Genomic DNA, 17,105 nt, shown 5'->3' on the forward strand with positions numbered 1-17,105 from the left:
GATGAGCGAACCGGAAAACCGTCTGCCCGTGCTGAGCGTAAAACATCTCACCACGTCATTTCGTGGGGAGGATGACTGGCTGCCGGTTGTGCGAGATCTGTCGTTTGAGGTATATCCGGGCGAAACGCTGGCAATCGTCGGGGAATCCGGTTCGGGTAAAAGCGTGACGTCGCTGTCGGTGATGCGCCTGCTGAAAGCGCAAAGCAGCAAAATTGAAGGTGAAATCCTGCTAAATCAGCGCAGCTTACCCGGGCTTTCCGATAAGCACATGCGCGATATCCGCGGTAATGAAATGGCAATGATTTTTCAGGAGCCGATGACCTCGCTGAACCCGACGTTCAGTATCGGCAGACAAATCGCGGAAAGCCTGAAACGCCACCGGGGGATGTCTTCTGCCCAGGCGCGAGCAGAAACGCTGAAGCTGCTGGAGAAAGTGCGTATTCCCAATGCCAGCGCTCGCTTCGATGAATATCCGCACCAGTTTTCCGGCGGTATGCGTCAGCGGGTGATGATTGCCATGGCGCTGGCGCTGAAACCCAAATTGCTGATTGCCGACGAACCGACAACGGCGCTGGACGTGACCATTCAGGGCCAAATTCTGGATTTGATCAAAACGTTGCAGGAAGAAGAGGGGATGGCGGTGTTGTTCATCACCCATGATATGGGTGTGGTGGCAGAAATTGCAGACCGCACGCTGGTGATGTATCGCGGTGAAGCAGTAGAGAGTGGCGCGACGGAAGATATTTTCCATCGTCCGCAGCACCCCTACACTCGCGCACTGCTGGCGGCGGTGCCTAAATTAGGATCAATGCAGGGGCGCGAATGGCCGCTGCGTTTCCCGCAGATCAATTTGCAAACCGGTGAAGCCAGTACGCCAGCGGAAGTGGCGGGGACGGTGGATAATGGTCTGACTCCGTTGCTCTCGGTGAAGAATCTCAGCGCCCGATTTCCGGTCTACGGCGGCGTATTCAGCCGTCAGGTCGGGGCGGTACATGCAGTGGAAAATATCAGTTTTGATTTATTCCAGGGCGAAACGCTCTCGCTAGTCGGGGAGTCCGGCTGCGGGAAATCCACCACTGGCCGCGCGGTAACGCGATTGCTGAAACCGCACAGTGGTGCAATTGACTTCGACGGGTTTGACGTGATGAATTTGGGTAAGCGCGACATTTTGCAAATGCGTCAGCGCATCCAGATGATATTTCAGGATCCGTTCGCCAGCCTGAATCCGCGTATGCGCATCGGCGATGCGTTGATTGAGCCGATGCTGCAACACAAGCTGCATAACCGAAGTGATGCGAAAGAGAAAGCCGCGTCGCTATTGCAAAAGGTCGGGTTGTCGCCGGACATGCTACGCCGGTTCCCACATGAGTTTTCTGGTGGTCAGCGTCAGCGAATCTGCATCGCACGCGCACTGACGCTCGACCCGAAAGTGATTGTTGCTGATGAGTCGGTGTCCGCGCTGGATGTGTCGGTAAAAGCGCAGGTGGTGAATCTTCTGCTCGATTTACAGGAAAGTATGAATCTGTCTTATCTGTTTATTTCGCATGATATGGCGGTGGTTGAGCGCGTGAGTCATCGCGTGGCGGTGATGTATCTGGGGGAAATTGTGGAGATCGGCCCACGGGCGGCGATATTCGATAATCCGCAGCATCCGTATACCCGCAAACTGATGGCCTCAGTGCCGGTCCCTGATCCGTCGCGCAGAAGGCTCAAGCGTCAGATGCAGGTCGAAGAGCTGAAAAGCCCGGTGCGTGAGAACGGCTTTGTACCGCCAGTCAGGCAGTATCAGGAAGTGTCAGTGGGACATTTTGTTCAGGTTTGATAGTCAGGAAGAGGGTGGTGGGGGAAGGATTACTCGGCCTGTGGCCTCGCCCTGCGGGTCGAAGATTCTTCATCCTTCCCGAACAGTGCTCTAATTTATTTTTGATTTTGTCGCAAGGAGAGGAGACGTCAGGAAGATGGTGGTGGGGGAAGGATTCGAACCTTCGAAGTCGATGACGGCAGATTTACAGTCTGCTCCCTTTGGCCGCTCGGGAACCCCACCACAACTTTTGTGGCATTTACTACATACTTCCAGGCCTTAAATCATCATGCGCTACATGGATGATTTCTCGTTACAGCGGTAACGCTGCGAACGGGGCGCATAATACCAAATGAAACGAATGTGTAAAGCGCTGAAAGCGATAATAAAGTTCGTTTGCGGTTTTTTTGTTCTTAACGGTGCTTCTCTGCGCGAAAAGCACCATCAGAACAGCGTTTTACAGGATAACTGTACGGTTCCCATAAACGAACACGCGCTGCGCCAGTACACGGTACAGCGCACGGCTAAGAACGTTTTTCTCGACGTCACGACCGGCACGCATCATATCTTCAGCGGTATAGGTGTGATCGACGTTAATCACGTCCTGCATGATGATCGGGCCTTCGTCTAAACTGTCGTTGACGTAGTGCGCCGTTGCACCAATCAGCTTCACACCACGTTCGTATGCCTGATGATACGGACGTGCGCCGATAAAGGCCGGCAGGAATGAGTGGTGAATATTAATGACCTGATGCGGGTAATGCTGCACGAAGCCCGGCGTCAGAACGCGCATGTACTTCGCCAGAACCACGTAATCGGGTTGGTACTGGTCGATTTGCGCAATCATCGCACTGTCATGCTGTTCGCGGGTCAAACCTTCGTGGCTGACCAGATGGAACGGAATGTCGAAGCGTTCCACCAGCGTTTGCAGGGTGTCGTGGTTACCGATGACCGCGTCGATTTCGACATCCAAACCACCGTAAGCGGCTTTCATCAGCAGATCGCCAAGGCAGTGCGCCTCTTTGGTCACCAGAATGACGATGCGACGACGGCCTGTGCTGTGTAATTCACGCACGGAACCGGCTGGCAGCGCGCTGTCCAGATCGGCGAGCAGCGTGGTGTCGTTGAAGATCCCTTCCAGTTCGGTACGCATAAAGAAGCGTCCGGTGCGGTGATCCACGAATTCATTGTTTTGCACGATATTCAGTTCGTGCTTGTAGCAAATATTAGTAATTTTGGCGATCAGACCTTTTGCATCAGGGCAAATGGTGCGTAATACCTTGGTTTGTACGTTCTGTTGCGACATGAGGGTGTGGATCCTGTCCAAGACTGGTAATAACAAATTAACAATGCGATTAAATTATTTACCGCAGCACTTCTTATATTTTTTACCCGATCCGCACGGGCAGGCGTCATTGCGGCCTGTCTGCGGTTTAATTCCGTCTATATAGTACCAGCGATCTTTCAAACGAAGAAATCGCGAGCGTTCATGAATGAGATGAACCTGTTCCTGACCGGTTTCGGTGAAACGTGCGGCGAATTCCACGAATCCTTCATCCGGGTCGCGACCGTCCTGCTGGCCAATGACATTTAATCCCTGCCAGTGTGTGGTCGCAAAGCCTTCTTCCAAACTGGCGCGCCAGTGCCCGGGTTGACAATCAGGATGCCAGGTGGCGATCAGATAACTCGCATTTTTTAATGTATAAGCGGTGTAGCGGGACCGCATCAGTGCAGACGGCGTCGGTGCCGGTTTATCTCCGGCAATGTATGGCTGGCAGCACTCGTCGAACAAAACGTTGCTGCCACATGGGCAAAGTAGGGACACGTAAACTCCGGAATCAGCCTGTCTGGCGTATGTTGCACGCAGGTTGCGCTATTGAATGCATCAAAGTGTTATGTTACCTAACATCCTCGTCGTGTGGCAACGCGCTTCCCGGTTCACTCTTATTTTCAGATAGCATTAAGGTTTTACATGAGCAGAAAAGTCACCATCGGTCTGGCCCTTGGCTCGGGAGCAGCAAAAGGTTGGGCACACATCGGCGTGATTAATGCCCTTAAAGATATGGATATTGAGGTGGATGTGGTCGCCGGATGTTCAGTCGGCGCGCTGGTCGGTGCGGCTTATGTGAGTAACAGGTTACCGGCAATGGAAAGCTGGGTGCGCTCGTTCAGTTACTGGGACGTGCTGCGTCTGATGGATTTCTCCTGGAAACGCGGGGGATTGCTGCGCGGTGAGCGCGTATTTAACGCCGTCGGACAGATTATCCGCATTAACGAGATTGAAGAGTGCTCGAAAAAATTCGGCGCCGTGGCAACAAACCTGAGTACAGGCCGTGAGTTGTGGCTGACCAAAGGGGATTTGCACGAGGCCATTCGCGCCTCCTGTAGTATGCCTGGCTTGCTGGCACCGGTCTGGCATAACGGGTACTGGCTGGTGGACGGGGCGGTGGTGAATCCGGTGCCTGTCTCTCTGACCCGTGCGTTAGGGGCAGATATTGTGATAGCCGTCGATCTTCAGCATGACGCGCATCTGATGCAGCAGGATTTACTAACAGTGCAGCCGACCGGCGAAGCACTCATTACTGAGAAAGACCTGAGCTGGCGTGACAGAATCCGCCAGCGCTTAACCCGCCCGAACGCCCGTAAGCCAAATGTCAGCCCTTCGGCCATGGAAATTATGTCGACCTCCATCCAGGTTTTGGAGAACCGGCTTAAGCGTAATCGTATGGCGGGCGATCCCCCGGATGTGGTTATCCAGCCTTATTGCCCGCAAATCTCGACGCTCGATTTTCATCGCGCAGCGGAGGCTATTGAAGCGGGTCGCCTCGCCGTTGAAAAGCAAAGAGAACAGTTGTTACCCCTGATAAAAAACAAACAGTTCTGAGTGGCTTAGGGTGTGTACCAGCGGAATCTGAAAATTCTGACAAGCAAAAACAGGCTTTATGAGCCACTATTAGAATAAGAAAATTTGGGGGCCGTGATGGATAAACCACTTACAAGCAAGCACATTCTTATCGTTGAAGACGAAGCCGTTTTCCGATCTGTGCTCGCTGGCTATGTGAGTTCCCTCGGCGCCACCTTCACAGAAGCAGAAAACGGCCTGCAGGCTTTATCCTTGATCGAAGACTTTCCTCCTGATCTGATCCTCTGCGATTTAGCAATGCCCGAAATGGGCGGTATCGAGTTTGTCGAAAACTTGCGACTGCAGGGTAATAAAATCCCCGTTCTGGTGATTTCCGCCACCGATAAAATGACGGATGTCGCGACGATGCTGCGCCTTGGTGTCGAAGATGTGTTGCTTAAACCAATAAACGATCTACAGCGGTTACGCGACGCGTTGTTGACCTGCCTGTATCCGAAGCTGTTTTCTTCTCAGGCGATGGAGGAAAGTTCGCTGGTTCAGGACTGGGAAGCGTTGTGCCGTAATCCGAATGAAGCGCAAAGGCTGCTTAAGGAATTACAGCCACCAGTACAGCAAACGCTGGCCAATTGCCGCATTAACTACCGGCAGCTGACGACGACGGATCATCCGGGACTGGTGCTGGATATTGCCGCATTATCATCGAAAGATTTGGGTTTCTATTGCCTGGATGTGACCCGCGCTAATGAAAATGGCGTACTGGCAGCATTGTTGCTGCGTGCCATTTTTAACAGCCTGCTGCGTGAACATTTGAGCGACCAGCATCAGCGGTTACCGCAGATGTCGACACTGCTTAAGCAGGTGAATCATTTATTCAAACAAGCAAACCTCAAAGGCCAGTTCCCACTTTTACTCGGGTACTACCATGCCGAACATAAAAATCTCATCCTGGTTTCGGCAGGCCTGCATGCCAATCTCAATACTGGCACCAATACCATTCAACTTAGCAACGGTGTGCCGCTGGGCACGACGGGCGCAACCTATTCTAATCAGATAAGCCAGCGCTGCGAGGCGTGGCAATGTCAGGTATGGGGATCGGGTGGGCGTCTGAGATTAATGTTGTCTACTGAGTGAGCACATTTCTCATTGCGTAGAATAATGCCTTAATAATATTGAGCATTTCCTACGCACGACTTTTCGTCTTCATAATTCATCACATTATTCTAAGACCTATCTTATGCAAAATATGCCTTTGCAGAGGCACTTACGTTTGAAACTGGTATAATGCGCCCAGAATTTTAAGTCTCAATTTCACGTAGTCTAAAAATGATGTTTAAAAATATATAATAGGAATTCGCTGATGAAAGTAACAGTTTTTGGTATCGGTTACGTCGGACTTGTTCAGGCGGCGGTTCTTGCTGAAGTCGGGCATGAAGTACTGTGCATCGATGTGGATGCAAAAAAAGTAGAAAATCTGAAAAATGGTCAGATACCCATTTTTGAACCGGGTTTAACCCCATTAGTCAAACAGAACTATGAAGCAGGGCGTCTGTTGTTCAGCACCGATGCGGCTGAAGGCGTGGCGCACGCAACCGTCCAGTTTATTGCTGTGGGTACGCCACCGGATGAAGATGGCTCCGCAGACCTGAAATATGTGACTGCCGTGGCGCGTACCATCGCTGAACATATGACTGAACCTAAAGTGGTGATTGATAAGTCTACCGTTCCCGTCGGTACTGCGGATAAAGTCCGTGCAGTGATGACCGAGGTACTGAAAAAGCGCGGTGTGGATATCGATTTCAACGTGGTTTCAAACCCTGAATTCCTCAAAGAAGGTGCCGCTGTCGCCGACTGTATGCGCCCGGAACGTATCGTCATTGGTACCGACAATCCTGACGCCATCGACCCTATCCGTGAACTGTACGAACCTTTCAACCGTAATCACGACCGCATGATCCTGATGGATATCCGCAGCGCTGAGCTGACCAAGTACGCGGCGAACTGTATGCTGGCCACCAAAATCAGCTTTATGAATGAGATGTCTAATCTGGCCGAAATGCTGGGTGCAGATATTGAGAAAGTGCGTCAGGGTATCGGTTCAGACTCCCGTATCGGTTATCACTTTATCTATCCAGGCTGCGGCTACGGCGGCTCTTGCTTCCCGAAAGACGTGCAGGCGCTGATCCGTACAGCAGAACATATTGGTTATCAGCCAAAATTATTACAGGCCGTTGAACAGGTGAATTATCAGCAAAAATATAAATTGCCGACATTTATTCAGCGTCATTTTGGTGAAGACCTCAAAGGCAAAACCTTTGCGCTGTGGGGCCTTTCTTTCAAACCTAATACAGATGACATGCGTGAAGCCTCCAGCCGCGTATTAATGGAGCAACTCTGGGCCGCAGGTGCGAAAATCAAAGCCTATGATCCTGAAGCGATGAATGAAACTCAGCGGATCTACGGTCATCGTGAAGATCTCGAACTGATGGGTACCAAAGAATCCGCATTGCAAAACGCCGATGCGCTGATTATTTGTACCGAATGGCAGAATTTCCGCGCACCAGATTTCGATGTCATCAAAAATGCATTAAAAGAGCCGGTCATCTTTGATGGTCGTAATTTATTCGATCCTGAACGTTTAGAAAAACGCGGGTTTACTTACTACGGTATTGGCCGTGGTGCATCAGTCAATCCGGTTCTGTAAGGAGTATTCATGAAATATCTGGTTACCGGCGCTGCGGGTTTTATTGGTTTTTACGTATCACAACGTTTGCTGGCGGCAGGTCATACCGTTGTCGGAATTGATAATCTGAATGATTATTATGACGTCAATCTGAAACTCGCGCGTTTGGCGCAGCTCGAAAATAAAGACGGCTTTTCGTTCATTAAGCTGGATTTAGCCGAACGCGAGGGTATGGCCGCTTTGTTTGCAGAGCAGCGTTTTGACCGTGTTATTCATTTGGCTGCGCAAGCCGGTGTCCGGTATTCCATCGAAAATCCTTTGGCATATGCAGATTCTAACCTCATAGGATTTGTTAATGTTCTGGAAGGGTGCCGTCATAATAAAGTCGGTCATTTGCTTTATGCGTCTTCCAGTTCAGTTTATGGCCTGAACAAGAAACAACCTTTCTCGACGGATGATTCTGTTGATCATCCAGTTTCACTTTATGCCGCGACCAAAAAAGCCAATGAATTAATGGCTCACACTTATTCACATCTTTATAGCCTGCCAACCACCGGATTGCGTTTCTTTACTGTGTACGGTCCGTGGGGGCGTCCTGATATGGCGCTGTTTAAGTTTACCAAAGCAATGATCGCCGGTCAGAGTATTGATGTTTATAACCACGGCGAAATGCGTCGCGACTTTACCTATATTGATGATATAGCCGAAGCGATTGTGCGTTTACAGGATGTCATACCGCAGCCTCAGCCGGACTGGACCGTGGAAAATGGGTCACCAGCCAGCAGTTCTGCACCCTACAGTGTTTATAATATAGGTAATAACAGCCCGGTGAAACTGACGGCCTACATCAGTGCACTTGAGAAGGCGCTGGGCATTGAAGCTAGCAAGAACCTGCTGCCTATGCAGCCTGGTGACGTGCATGAGACCAGTGCTGATACACAGCCGCTTTATGAGGCTATCAACTTTAAGCCTGAAACGACAGTCGAGCAGGGCGTACAAAACTTCGTGGACTGGTATCGAGATTTCTACCACGTATAAACTGGCGTGGTAAACAAAGGCTGCTCAGGCAGCCTTTTTTGTTTTTGATTATTCAGTTAAATCTTATAGTCGTTTATCCATAAATCAAATTTCCATTTATGGACGTTGACGGTTAAGTTCAATGGAAATACCAAAACAAAAAACCCATCGCGATGGATGGGTTTTATCATGACTTATACTTGTGTCAATAAGGGCAATTACAGCAGGAAATCGTCCAGTGATTTGCCTTGCTCTTCGATTGCTTTCTTGATCACAGCCGGAGTACGACCCTGGCCGGTCCAGGTTTTGTTTTCGCCGTTTTCGTCGATGTATTTGTATTTAGCAGGGCGTGCAGCACGTTTAGCTTTACCAGCAGATTTGGTTGCAGCCATTGTTTGCAGCAATTCGTTAGGATCAATGCCGTCAGCAATCAGCATTTCACGGTATTGTTGCAGTTTACGCGTGCGTTCTTCAATTTCAGCAGCTGCCTGAGAATCTTCTTCGCGACGTTCGTTAACAACAACTTCTAATTTTTCCAGCATCTCTTCCAGAGTTTCCAGAGTGCATTCTCTTGCTTGCGCACGCAGAGTACGGATGTTGTTCAGAATCTTTAATGCTTCGCTCATTATACTAGTCTCAATTATATGGTGGGGGGCGTTTGTGTAATAATAGATTGCTCTTCCCTGTTCTGCAATAGACAATTTGTATTACTGACTCTAATTTACGCATTTAAAGCAAATGATGATGACGCTGTTAAAATATAGTTGAGTCTGCAGTCGCTATTTAGCGGGGGTTATAACCCTATTTTCAATACATTCCGCAGGTGTATTCTCATATCGCACTGCGGGATGTATAACCTTTTGCACGCTCGGACAATTAAAACATTAACTATAATGTCAATTGTAAGGATAAGGCCATGCAGGGCATTAACACCACAATAAGCCGCATCACTGCTGCCTTTTTAGGACTCCGCCGAGCGGTGCTTTAATGTATAGACAAACCAATCTCTTCACTAAAATTACATATAAATGCCCGTCCCGTAAGGTAATAAGCAGTAACGATAACTCTTACTCTCACGGAGGATTATAATTTCTGATTGTAAGTTTCTGTGATTTTCAAAATGTCTGGAATGGTTATTCCGGGTTCATATTGAGAACCGTAACACATTGTTATCCGTGAAGGTGTTTGTGGTACAATCTCAGCCGAAAAATTCCGCCTTCCAATACGTTACGGGGTCGCCGCTTCATGGCTCAGCTTTATTTTTACTACTCGGCTATGAATGCCGGTAAGTCTACGTCTCTGTTGCAGTCTTCATATAATTATCAAGAACGTGGCATGCGCACGCTGGTGTTAACCGCTGAGTTGGATCACCGGTTTGGTGTCGGGAAAGTCAGCTCTCGTATCGGCCTGTCGTCGCCTGCAGAGCTTTATAATAATCAGACTGACCTCTTTACTCTTATTGCTCAGGAGAGCGGCCCACAGCGTCTTAGCTGCGTTCTGATTGATGAGTGCCAGTTCCTGACCAAGGCGCAGGTGTCGCAGCTGACAGACGTCGTGGATGACCTTGATGTACCTGTCCTGTGTTATGGATTGCGTACGGACTTCCGTGGCGAGCTTTTTGAAGGCAGTGAATACCTGCTGGCGTGGGCGGATAAACTGGTTGAGCTTAAAACCATCTGTCACTGCGGTCGTAAAGCTAATCGTAACCTTAGACTTGATGATAAAGGGCACGCCCTGCACGATGGTGCTCAGGTCGTAATAGGCGGAGACGAGAGCTATGTGTCGGTCTGTCGTAAGCATTACAAAGAAGCGATGGCTGCTATCGATGATAATGACGCAATAAAGCCGTAGTAAGAAACGTAGTGGTCAGAAAAACGCTATGCGCTGTTGCATCACACTCAGATTTTTGGCGTAAGAATCTTCAAAGTTTTGTGAGACGCAAATAGAAAACCCGCCAATTGGCGGGTTTTTTGCTTACCGAAAACTCAGCAAGTTATTTTTTGCTGGTTTTCTTATCAGCTTTTGGTGCTGGTGCAGCAACTGCAACTTCATCAGCTACGTCTTCGTTATATTCGCGACCGTAGAAGGTATCCATCAGAATTTGTTTCAGTTCAGCAATCAGTGGGTAACGTGGGTTAGCACCGGTACACTGGTCATCAAACGCATCTTCAGACAGCTTGTCTACTTTAGCCAGGAAATCGGCTTCCTGAACGCCTGCTTCACGAATAGAGGTTGGGATACCCAAATCCGCTTTGATTTCGTCCAACCAGTTTAACAGTTTCTGGATTTTCTGTGCAGTACGGTCACCAGGAGCGCCCAGACCTAAATGGTCAGCGATTTCTGCGTAACGACGACGCGCCTGTGGACGGTCATACTGACTGAAAGCAGTTTGTTTAGTTGGGTTATCGTTAGCATTGTAACGGATAACGTTGGAAATCAGCATGGCATTGGCCAGACCGTGAGGAATGTGGAACTCTGAACCCAGTTTGTGGGCCATGGAGTGACAGACACCCAGGAAGGCGTTGGCAAACGCGATACCCGCGATAGTTGCCGCATTGTGAACACGTTCGCGAGCCACTGGGTTTTTAGACCCTTCGTGGTAGCTGGCTGGCAGGTTTTCTTTCAGCAATTTCAGAGCCTGAAGCGCCTGACCATCAGAGTATTCATTCGCCAGTACTGAAACGTAAGCTTCCAGCGCGTGAGTTACTGCATCCAGACCACCGAACGCACAGAGTGATTTTGGCATGTTCATGACCAGGTTGGCATCGACGATAGCCATATCCGGAGTCAGAGCATAGTCAGCCAGTGGATATTTCTGACCCGTTGCATCATCGGTCACAACTGCAAATGGAGTCACTTCAGAACCAGTACCGGAAGTGGTGGTGACGGCGATCATTTTCGCTTTCACGCCCATTTTCGGGAATTTGTAGATACGTTTACGGATATCCATAAAGCGCAGTGCCAAATCTTCGAACTGAGTGTTTGGATGTTCGTACAGCACCCACATGATTTTGGCAGCATCCATCGGTGAACCACCACCCAGTGCAATGATTACATCTGGTTTGAAGGAGTTCATCTGCTCAGCACCTTTACGCACAATGCTCAGCGTTGGATCAGCTTCTACTTCGAAGAACACTTCTGTTTCGATACCGTGGCCTTTCAGAACGCTGGTGATCTGGTCTGCATAGCCGTTGTTGAACAGGTAACGGTCAGTCACGATGAAGGCGCGTTTTGCTCCGTCAGTCGCCACTTCTTCCAGTGCGATTGGCAGTGAGCCACGACGGAAGTAGATAGATTTTGGAAGTTTATGCCACAACATGTTTTCTGCTCGCTTCGCTACAGTTTTCTTGTTGATCAGGTGTTTAGGACCGACATTTTCAGAGATGGAGTTACCACCCCATGAACCGCAACCCAGCGTCAGAGAAGGGGCAAGTTTGAAGTTATACAGGTCACCGATACCACCCTGTGAAGCAGGGGTGTTGATCAGAATACGTGCAGTCTTCATTTTGTTGCCAAAATAGTTAACACGTTCTGGTTGGTTGTCCTGGTCTGTATACAGACAAGAGGTATGACCGATGCCGCCCATTTCTACCAGTTTCTCTGCTTTTGCTACCGCATCTTCAAAATCTTTAGCACGGTACATCGCGAGGGTAGGGGACAGCTTTTCATGTGCAAACGGTTCGGATTCATCAACAACGCTGACTTCGCCGATTAACACTTTAGTATGAGCCGGTACTTTGATGCCGGCCATTTCAGCGATTTTCGCTGCTGGCTGGCCTACGATAGCTGCGTTCAGGCCACCATTTTTGAGGATGATATCGGAAACTGCTTTCAGCTCTTTACCCTGCAGCATATAGCCGCCATGGGAAGAGAAACGTTCACGTACTGCGTTGTAGACAGAATCAACCACAATGATGGATTGTTCTGACGCACAGATTACGCCGTTATCGAAGGTTTTTGACATCAGAACCGAAGCAACAACACGTTTGATATCAGCTGTTTCGTCAACAACAACAGGGGTGTTACCTGCGCCCACGCCGATTGCTGGTTTACCTGAGCTGTAGGCTGCTTTCACCATACCAGGACCACCGGTCGCCAGAATCAGGTTAATATCAGGGTGATGCATTAATTGGTTAGACAGTTCAACACTTGGTTCATCAATCCAGCCGATAATGTCTTTCGGTGCACCCGCAGCGATTGCGGCTTGCAGAACGATATCTGCAGCTTTGTTAGTCGCATTTTTAGCACGTGGGTGTGGGGAGAAGATGATGCCGTTACGAGTTTTCAGGCTAATCAGCGCTTTGAAAATCGCAGTGGACGTTGGGTTGGTAGTAGGTACGATGCCGCAGATGATGCCAATTGGTTCTGCGATAGTGATGGTACCAAAAGTATCATCCTGACCGAGGATGCCACAGGTTTTTTCATCTTTATAGGCGTTGTAGATATATTCGGAGGCGAAGTGGTTTTTGATCACTTTGTCTTCGACAATACCCATACCGGATTCTTCAACAGCAAGTTTTGCCAGCAGAATTCGCGCATCGGCAGCAGCCAGGGCGGCGGCAGCGAAGATCTTATCTACTTGTTCTTGACTGAAGTTAGCATATTCACGCTGTGCTTTTTTGACTCGTGCAACGAGTGCGTTCAGTTCAGCGACATTTGTTACAGCCATAATGCTCTCCTGATAAAGTTAAACTCTTTTAGTAAATAACCTGCCAGAGATGAGTATAGCCTTGCTATCTCGCACCGTGAGAAAGTAATTAACACTAATATTCTCAATGTGTTGTCTCTGTCTCTTTATTTGCTCAAAGAGCTTTCAGTCGTGTAGCACCTGTAGTAGATAAATTGTCATTCGATACCGTCCCGTGAACGATTATTTGTTAGCGTGTTCGCCAGTACCGGTGAGTGACTATGCGCAAAGCTTACCTATTTGTAGGCAGAAGGAATTTGATCTGGATCACTAAACACCGATGCTGACACCTTTCAGCTAGGGTTAATTGAGAATAATTATCAAAAATCCTCAAATCGTCTACAAGCTAGCAGGCATTTAATGCACTAACATTACACTTTTTTAACAAAAGTGTCATTCACTGCTTTTAATTGAAATTCTGGTGATAAATACCATGAAACGACGTGGCGCCTTCATTGCAATTCCAGTACATTAGCGCCCCATCAAGACCTTCATCTACTGGCATTTTGTGCGGAGTTCTGCGTGAGCCAATCTTTATTAGATTTTTCAGGCTATATCAAATTTTTCGTCGGGCTGTTTGCACTGGTGAACCCTGTCGGGATCCTGCCGGTCTTCATTAGTATGACCAGTTATCAGGCAGCGGCTGGCCGAAATAAAACCAATATGACGGCTAACCTGTCTGTGGCCATTATATTGTCGACGGCCTTATTTCTTGGAGATGCCATTCTTCATCTGTTTGGGATCTCCATTGATTCATTTCGCATTGCCGGCGGCATACTGGTAGTGACCATTGCGATGTCGATGATAAGCGGTAAGCTCGGCGAAGATAAGCAGAACAAACAAGAGAAGTCGGAAACGGCGATCCGTGAAAACGTTGGTGTTGTTCCTTTAGCCTTACCTCTGATGGCGGGCCCGGGGGCAATCAGCTCGACAATCGTCTGGAGCTCCCGCTACAACGGCTGGCAGAACCTGCTTGGCCTGACGCTGGCGATCATGTTTTTCGCTTTCTGTTGCTGGCTTTTGTTCCGTGCCGCACCTTTGCTGGTACGTTTATTGGGGCAAACCGGCATCAACGTCATTACCCGAATTATGGGGTTGTTGCTGATGTCTCTGGGGATTGAGTTTATTGTCACCGGGATAAAAGCTATTTTCCCCGGCCTTCTCTAATCAATAAGCAGACAAATTATCGCGTAAACGCTGATGTGTTTCCGCGATAATTATTACTTCCTCTTATAACGCTATGCATTAATATAGTGCAGCTAATGGTGTAAATAAGAGCGTTTGCACCCAAATGTTGCGTAAACTCCCGTCTCATACTTCATTTCACTCCAAGTCTTCATTTCTTATAATAAACTTAGCTATTTTTTTGCTTAATGCTCTCCTTTTCTGCCCGTTTTGACGTTAATTTATCCACATCATTCTGTAAGGCTTGTGCAGGCCGTATCGAGATGTTATTAGTGTTAACACAGCAGTTAACAGGGCATTATCCTTGAAATGTGCAGATTGTTAACTGATTGTGTCAGCCGGGTTATTGAGCAAACTTCAATGCGTTTTTGAATCTAAAAGTTTGCTGGATTTTAATAAAAATCAGTGGCTTATATACGATTGGTTAGTGTTGTTCTTACTGGCCCCCAAAAGGTCTGCAACGTATAAAAGAGAATTGCGTAACAAATTTGCAAAATTAATTGGCGCCGGTATCGGGCTTCTGATAATTTTCAAAACGTCTTCACAAATGGAAAATTGTTTAGAGTCATGCTCTAAGTGAGAACGAATCTTGCAAGGCACAGAAAGATTGAAGCAGTTTCATTTGTTTTTGGAGAGCGAAGTGTCGCAATACGTAACGCAAAATTATCCTCAGTCGCTTTCTCTTTTCAAGAAGACGGTCTTTGCGTTGCTGGCATTACATAGCCTTGTGTTGAATCTTCCCGTTAAGCAAAACAAATCTTCAGTTCTTCTTCTTATTTGATTCCCGCCGTTTGATGACGACGGGAGGCTTTCGGCTTCACCGGTGAAAGCCAAAAAGTTTTATTGAGTGGGATTAGGAATAACAGTATGCGACGGCCTGGTTTATCCCCGGAATCAATACCGGCGGTGGGCGGGGTGAGTCAAATGGAGGGGATCATCCTTAACGATCTCTGAAACCGCACGGCGCTTAACAGCCTGACGTTTCAACGGCTTTACGCAGTAAGAGGGGACACCATCTGTGAATGGTGACGAAATGGGGGAGTTTCTGAGCAATTCGTTCCTGCTTTTGAAATCCGTTAACCCGGAAAGGGTTTATCTTGCGCCAGAGCGCGCAAGTTCATAATAAAAACTGGAGTTGAAAGACAATGACCAACATCACAAAAAAAAATCTGCTGGCTGCCTGCATCATGGCTGCGGTTGGCGCCATATCCATCAATACCGCCTTTGCGGCTAACGTACCTGCTGGCTTAACGCTGTCAGACAAGCAAGAACTGGTGCGTAACAACGGTTCTGAAGTACAGTCCCTCGATCCGCATAAAGTGGAAGGTGTTCCGGAATCCAACGTTATCCGTGATTTGCTGGAAGGCCTGGTCAATACCGACAGCAAAAACGGCAGCGTCATTCCTGGTGTAGCTACCAGCTGGGAAAACAAAGATTTTAAAGTCTGGACTTTCCACCTGCGTCCGGAAGCAAAATGGTCCAACGGCGACCCTGTTACTGCTCAAGATTTCGTGTTCAGCTGGCAGCGCCTGGCTGATCCAAAAACAGCCTCTCCGTATGAAAGCTACCTGCAATACGGTCACATCGAAAACATCGATGACATCATCAGCGGTAAGAAAAGCCCTGATACCCTGGGTGTGAAAGCGATTGATGACCACACTCTGCAAGTGACCCTGACCGAACCGGTCCCTTATTTTGTTAAAATGCTGTCCCACACCGCGATGAAGCCGGTGAACAAAAACGTTGTTGAAAAATTTGGCGACAAATGGACTCAGCCAGAAAACTATGTCAGCAACGGCGCCTACAAACTGAAGGCATGGACTGTCAACGAACGTATCGTGCTGGAACGTAGCCCGACCTATTGGGACAACGCTAAAACTGTGATTAATCAGGTCACTTACCTGCCAATTTCTTCTGAAGTGACAGACGTTAACCGCTACCGCAGCGGCGAAATCGACATGACTTATAACAACATGCCGATCGAACTTTTCCAGAAACTGAAAAAAGAAATCCCTACCGAAGTCCACGTTGACCCGTACCTGTGTACTTACTACTACGAAATCAACAACCAGAAAGCACCATTCACTGACTCACGCGTGCGTGAAGCGCTGAAACTGGGTCTGGATCGCGACATCATCGTGAACAAAGTGAAAGCGCAGGGCGATCTGCCGGCGTACAGCTACACCCCTCCTTACACCGACGGCGCGAAACTGACGCCTCCGGCCTGGTTTAAAGAAACTCAGGATCAGCGCAATACCGAAGCGAAAAAACTGCTGGCTGAAGCAGGTTACACACCGGCTAAACCACTGACCTTCGAACTGCTGTACAACACGTCTGATCTGCATAAGAAACTGGCGATTGCCGCAGCTGCTATCTGGAAGAAAAACCTGGGTGTGGACGTGAAGCTGGTTAATCAGGAATGGAAAACCTTCCTGGACAGCCGTCATCAGGGCAACTTCGATGTAGCGCGCGCCGGCTGGTGCTCTGATTACAACGAACCGTCTTCCTTCCTGAACACCATGCTGTCTGACAGCAGCAATAACACTTCTCACTATAAGAGCGCTGCGTTTGATAAAGCGATCGCGGACACTCTGACAGCGAAAACTGACGATGAGCGTGCAGGTCTGTATCAGAAAGCTGAAACTCAGCTGGATAAAGACTCTGTGATTGTCCCTGTTTATTACTACGTTAACGCGCGTCTGGTGAAACCATACGTTGGCGGTTACACCGGTAAAGATCCACAGGACAACGTCTACGTTAAAGATCTTTACATCATCAAACACTAATACGTGAATAAACAGGGCATCCCCGAGCTGCCCTGTTTTTATTTGATGAAGGTAATGCTTATGGCGCTGGTATTGAGCGCCATAGC

The 17,105-nt window shown here is 48.5% G+C and carries 12 protein-coding genes, 1 tRNA gene and 1 other RNA gene; 8 read left to right on the forward strand and 6 right to left on the reverse strand.

Annotated elements, in window-relative coordinates:
- Position 1: 1 nt before the first annotated feature.
- Positions 2 to 1,822: a dipeptide ABC transporter ATP-binding protein gene (locus GE278_09165; GenBank protein QLK60916.1), complete on the forward strand. Its 1,821-nt coding sequence runs from the start codon at positions 2 to 4 to the stop codon at positions 1,820 to 1,822.
- 12 nt (positions 1,823 to 1,834) lie between these two features.
- On the opposite strand, the gene GE278_09170 is transcribed toward GE278_09165, so the two are convergent.
- From GE278_09170 to GE278_09185, 4 genes are all read right to left on the reverse strand, one after another.
- Positions 1,835 to 1,916: non-coding RNA, RtT sRNA (locus tag GE278_09170), on the reverse strand.
- A 43-nt stretch (positions 1,917 to 1,959) separates the two neighbouring features.
- Positions 1,960 to 2,044: transfer RNA gene (locus GE278_09175), tRNA-Tyr, on the reverse strand.
- A gap of 214 nt (positions 2,045 to 2,258) precedes the next feature.
- Positions 2,259 to 3,107 (reverse strand): formyltetrahydrofolate deformylase, encoded by an 849-nt coding sequence (gene purU / locus GE278_09180; GenBank protein ID QLK60917.1) that lies wholly within the window; start codon positions 3,105 to 3,107, stop codon positions 2,259 to 2,261.
- Between the two features lie 54 nt (positions 3,108 to 3,161).
- Positions 3,162 to 3,626, reverse strand: coding sequence for a YchJ family protein (locus GE278_09185; protein ID QLK60918.1), 465 nt, complete (start codon positions 3,624 to 3,626; stop codon positions 3,162 to 3,164).
- A 147-nt stretch (positions 3,627 to 3,773) separates the two neighbouring features.
- On the opposite strand from GE278_09185, the gene rssA reads away from it, so the two are divergent.
- The 4 genes from rssA to GE278_09205 all read left to right on the forward strand — a co-directional run bounded on the left by rssA (position 3,774) and on the right by GE278_09205 (position 8,382).
- Positions 3,774 to 4,685, forward strand: coding sequence for a patatin-like phospholipase RssA (gene rssA, locus GE278_09190; protein ID QLK60919.1), 912 nt, complete (start codon positions 3,774 to 3,776; stop codon positions 4,683 to 4,685).
- Positions 4,686 to 4,781: 96 nt separating this feature from the next.
- Positions 4,782 to 5,795, forward strand: coding sequence for a two-component system response regulator RssB (gene rssB / locus GE278_09195; GenBank protein QLK60920.1), 1,014 nt, complete (start codon positions 4,782 to 4,784; stop codon positions 5,793 to 5,795).
- Positions 5,796 to 6,021: 226 nt separating this feature from the next.
- Complete coding sequence (locus GE278_09200) at positions 6,022 to 7,365, forward strand: nucleotide sugar dehydrogenase (protein QLK60921.1); 1,344 nt, start codon at positions 6,022 to 6,024, stop codon at positions 7,363 to 7,365.
- 9 nt (positions 7,366 to 7,374) lie between these two features.
- On the forward strand, positions 7,375 to 8,382 hold the full coding sequence (locus tag GE278_09205; GenBank protein ID QLK60922.1) for an NAD-dependent epimerase/dehydratase family protein: 1,008 nt from the start codon (positions 7,375 to 7,377) through the stop codon (positions 8,380 to 8,382).
- Between the two features lie 197 nt (positions 8,383 to 8,579).
- Here GE278_09205 and GE278_09210 read toward each other — a convergent pair whose 3' ends face one another.
- Positions 8,580 to 8,987, reverse strand: coding sequence for a DNA-binding transcriptional regulator H-NS (locus tag GE278_09210; GenBank protein ID QLK60923.1), 408 nt, complete (start codon positions 8,985 to 8,987; stop codon positions 8,580 to 8,582).
- 619 nt (positions 8,988 to 9,606) lie between these two features.
- On the opposite strand from GE278_09210, the gene GE278_09215 reads away from it, so the two are divergent.
- Positions 9,607 to 10,212 carry a thymidine kinase gene (locus GE278_09215; protein QLK60924.1) on the forward strand — a complete coding sequence of 202 codons (606 nt, stop codon included), beginning with the start codon at positions 9,607 to 9,609 and terminating at the stop codon, positions 10,210 to 10,212.
- Positions 10,213 to 10,354: 142 nt separating this feature from the next.
- Here GE278_09215 and adhE read toward each other — a convergent pair whose 3' ends face one another.
- Entirely contained in the window at positions 10,355 to 13,030 is a 2,676-nt protein-coding gene (gene adhE / locus GE278_09220; protein ID QLK60925.1) for a bifunctional acetaldehyde-CoA/alcohol dehydrogenase, read from the reverse strand.
- 540 nt (positions 13,031 to 13,570) lie between these two features.
- Between adhE and GE278_09225 the strand changes: the two genes are divergently transcribed.
- Both GE278_09225 and oppA read left to right on the forward strand, forming a co-directional pair.
- Positions 13,571 to 14,215: a YchE family NAAT transporter gene (locus GE278_09225; protein ID QLK60926.1), complete on the forward strand. Its 645-nt coding sequence runs from the start codon at positions 13,571 to 13,573 to the stop codon at positions 14,213 to 14,215.
- Positions 14,216 to 15,378: 1,163 nt separating this feature from the next.
- On the forward strand, positions 15,379 to 17,019 hold the full coding sequence (gene oppA / locus GE278_09230) for an oligopeptide ABC transporter substrate-binding protein OppA (protein ID QLK60927.1): 1,641 nt from the start codon (positions 15,379 to 15,381) through the stop codon (positions 17,017 to 17,019).
- Positions 17,020 to 17,105: the final 86 nt, after the last annotated feature.

It is taken from the genome of Enterobacteriaceae bacterium Kacie_13 (genome assembly GCA_013457415.1).
Taxonomy (GTDB): domain Bacteria; phylum Pseudomonadota; class Gammaproteobacteria; order Enterobacterales; family Enterobacteriaceae; genus Rahnella.

What these genes read in the sequence shown, in the direction of transcription:
- GE278_09165 (QLK60916.1), top strand. Translation starts at nt 2, where the DNA reads ATGAGCGAACCGGAAAACCGTCTGCCCGTGCTGAGCGTAAAACATCTC.
- purU (QLK60917.1), bottom strand. Translation starts at nt 3,107, where the DNA reads ATGTCGCAACAGAACGTACAAACCAAGGTATTACGCACCATTTGCCCT.
- rssA (QLK60919.1), top strand. Translation starts at nt 3,774, where the DNA reads ATGAGCAGAAAAGTCACCATCGGTCTGGCCCTTGGCTCGGGAGCAGCA.
- rssB (QLK60920.1), top strand. Translation starts at nt 4,782, where the DNA reads ATGGATAAACCACTTACAAGCAAGCACATTCTTATCGTTGAAGACGAA.
- GE278_09200 (QLK60921.1), top strand. Translation starts at nt 6,022, where the DNA reads ATGAAAGTAACAGTTTTTGGTATCGGTTACGTCGGACTTGTTCAGGCG.
- GE278_09205 (QLK60922.1), top strand. Translation starts at nt 7,375, where the DNA reads ATGAAATATCTGGTTACCGGCGCTGCGGGTTTTATTGGTTTTTACGTA.
- GE278_09210 (QLK60923.1), bottom strand. Translation starts at nt 8,987, where the DNA reads ATGAGCGAAGCATTAAAGATTCTGAACAACATCCGTACTCTGCGTGCG.
- GE278_09215 (QLK60924.1), top strand. Translation starts at nt 9,607, where the DNA reads ATGGCTCAGCTTTATTTTTACTACTCGGCTATGAATGCCGGTAAGTCT.
- adhE (QLK60925.1), bottom strand. Translation starts at nt 13,030, where the DNA reads ATGGCTGTAACAAATGTCGCTGAACTGAACGCACTCGTTGCACGAGTC.
- oppA (QLK60927.1), top strand. Translation starts at nt 15,379, where the DNA reads ATGACCAACATCACAAAAAAAAATCTGCTGGCTGCCTGCATCATGGCT.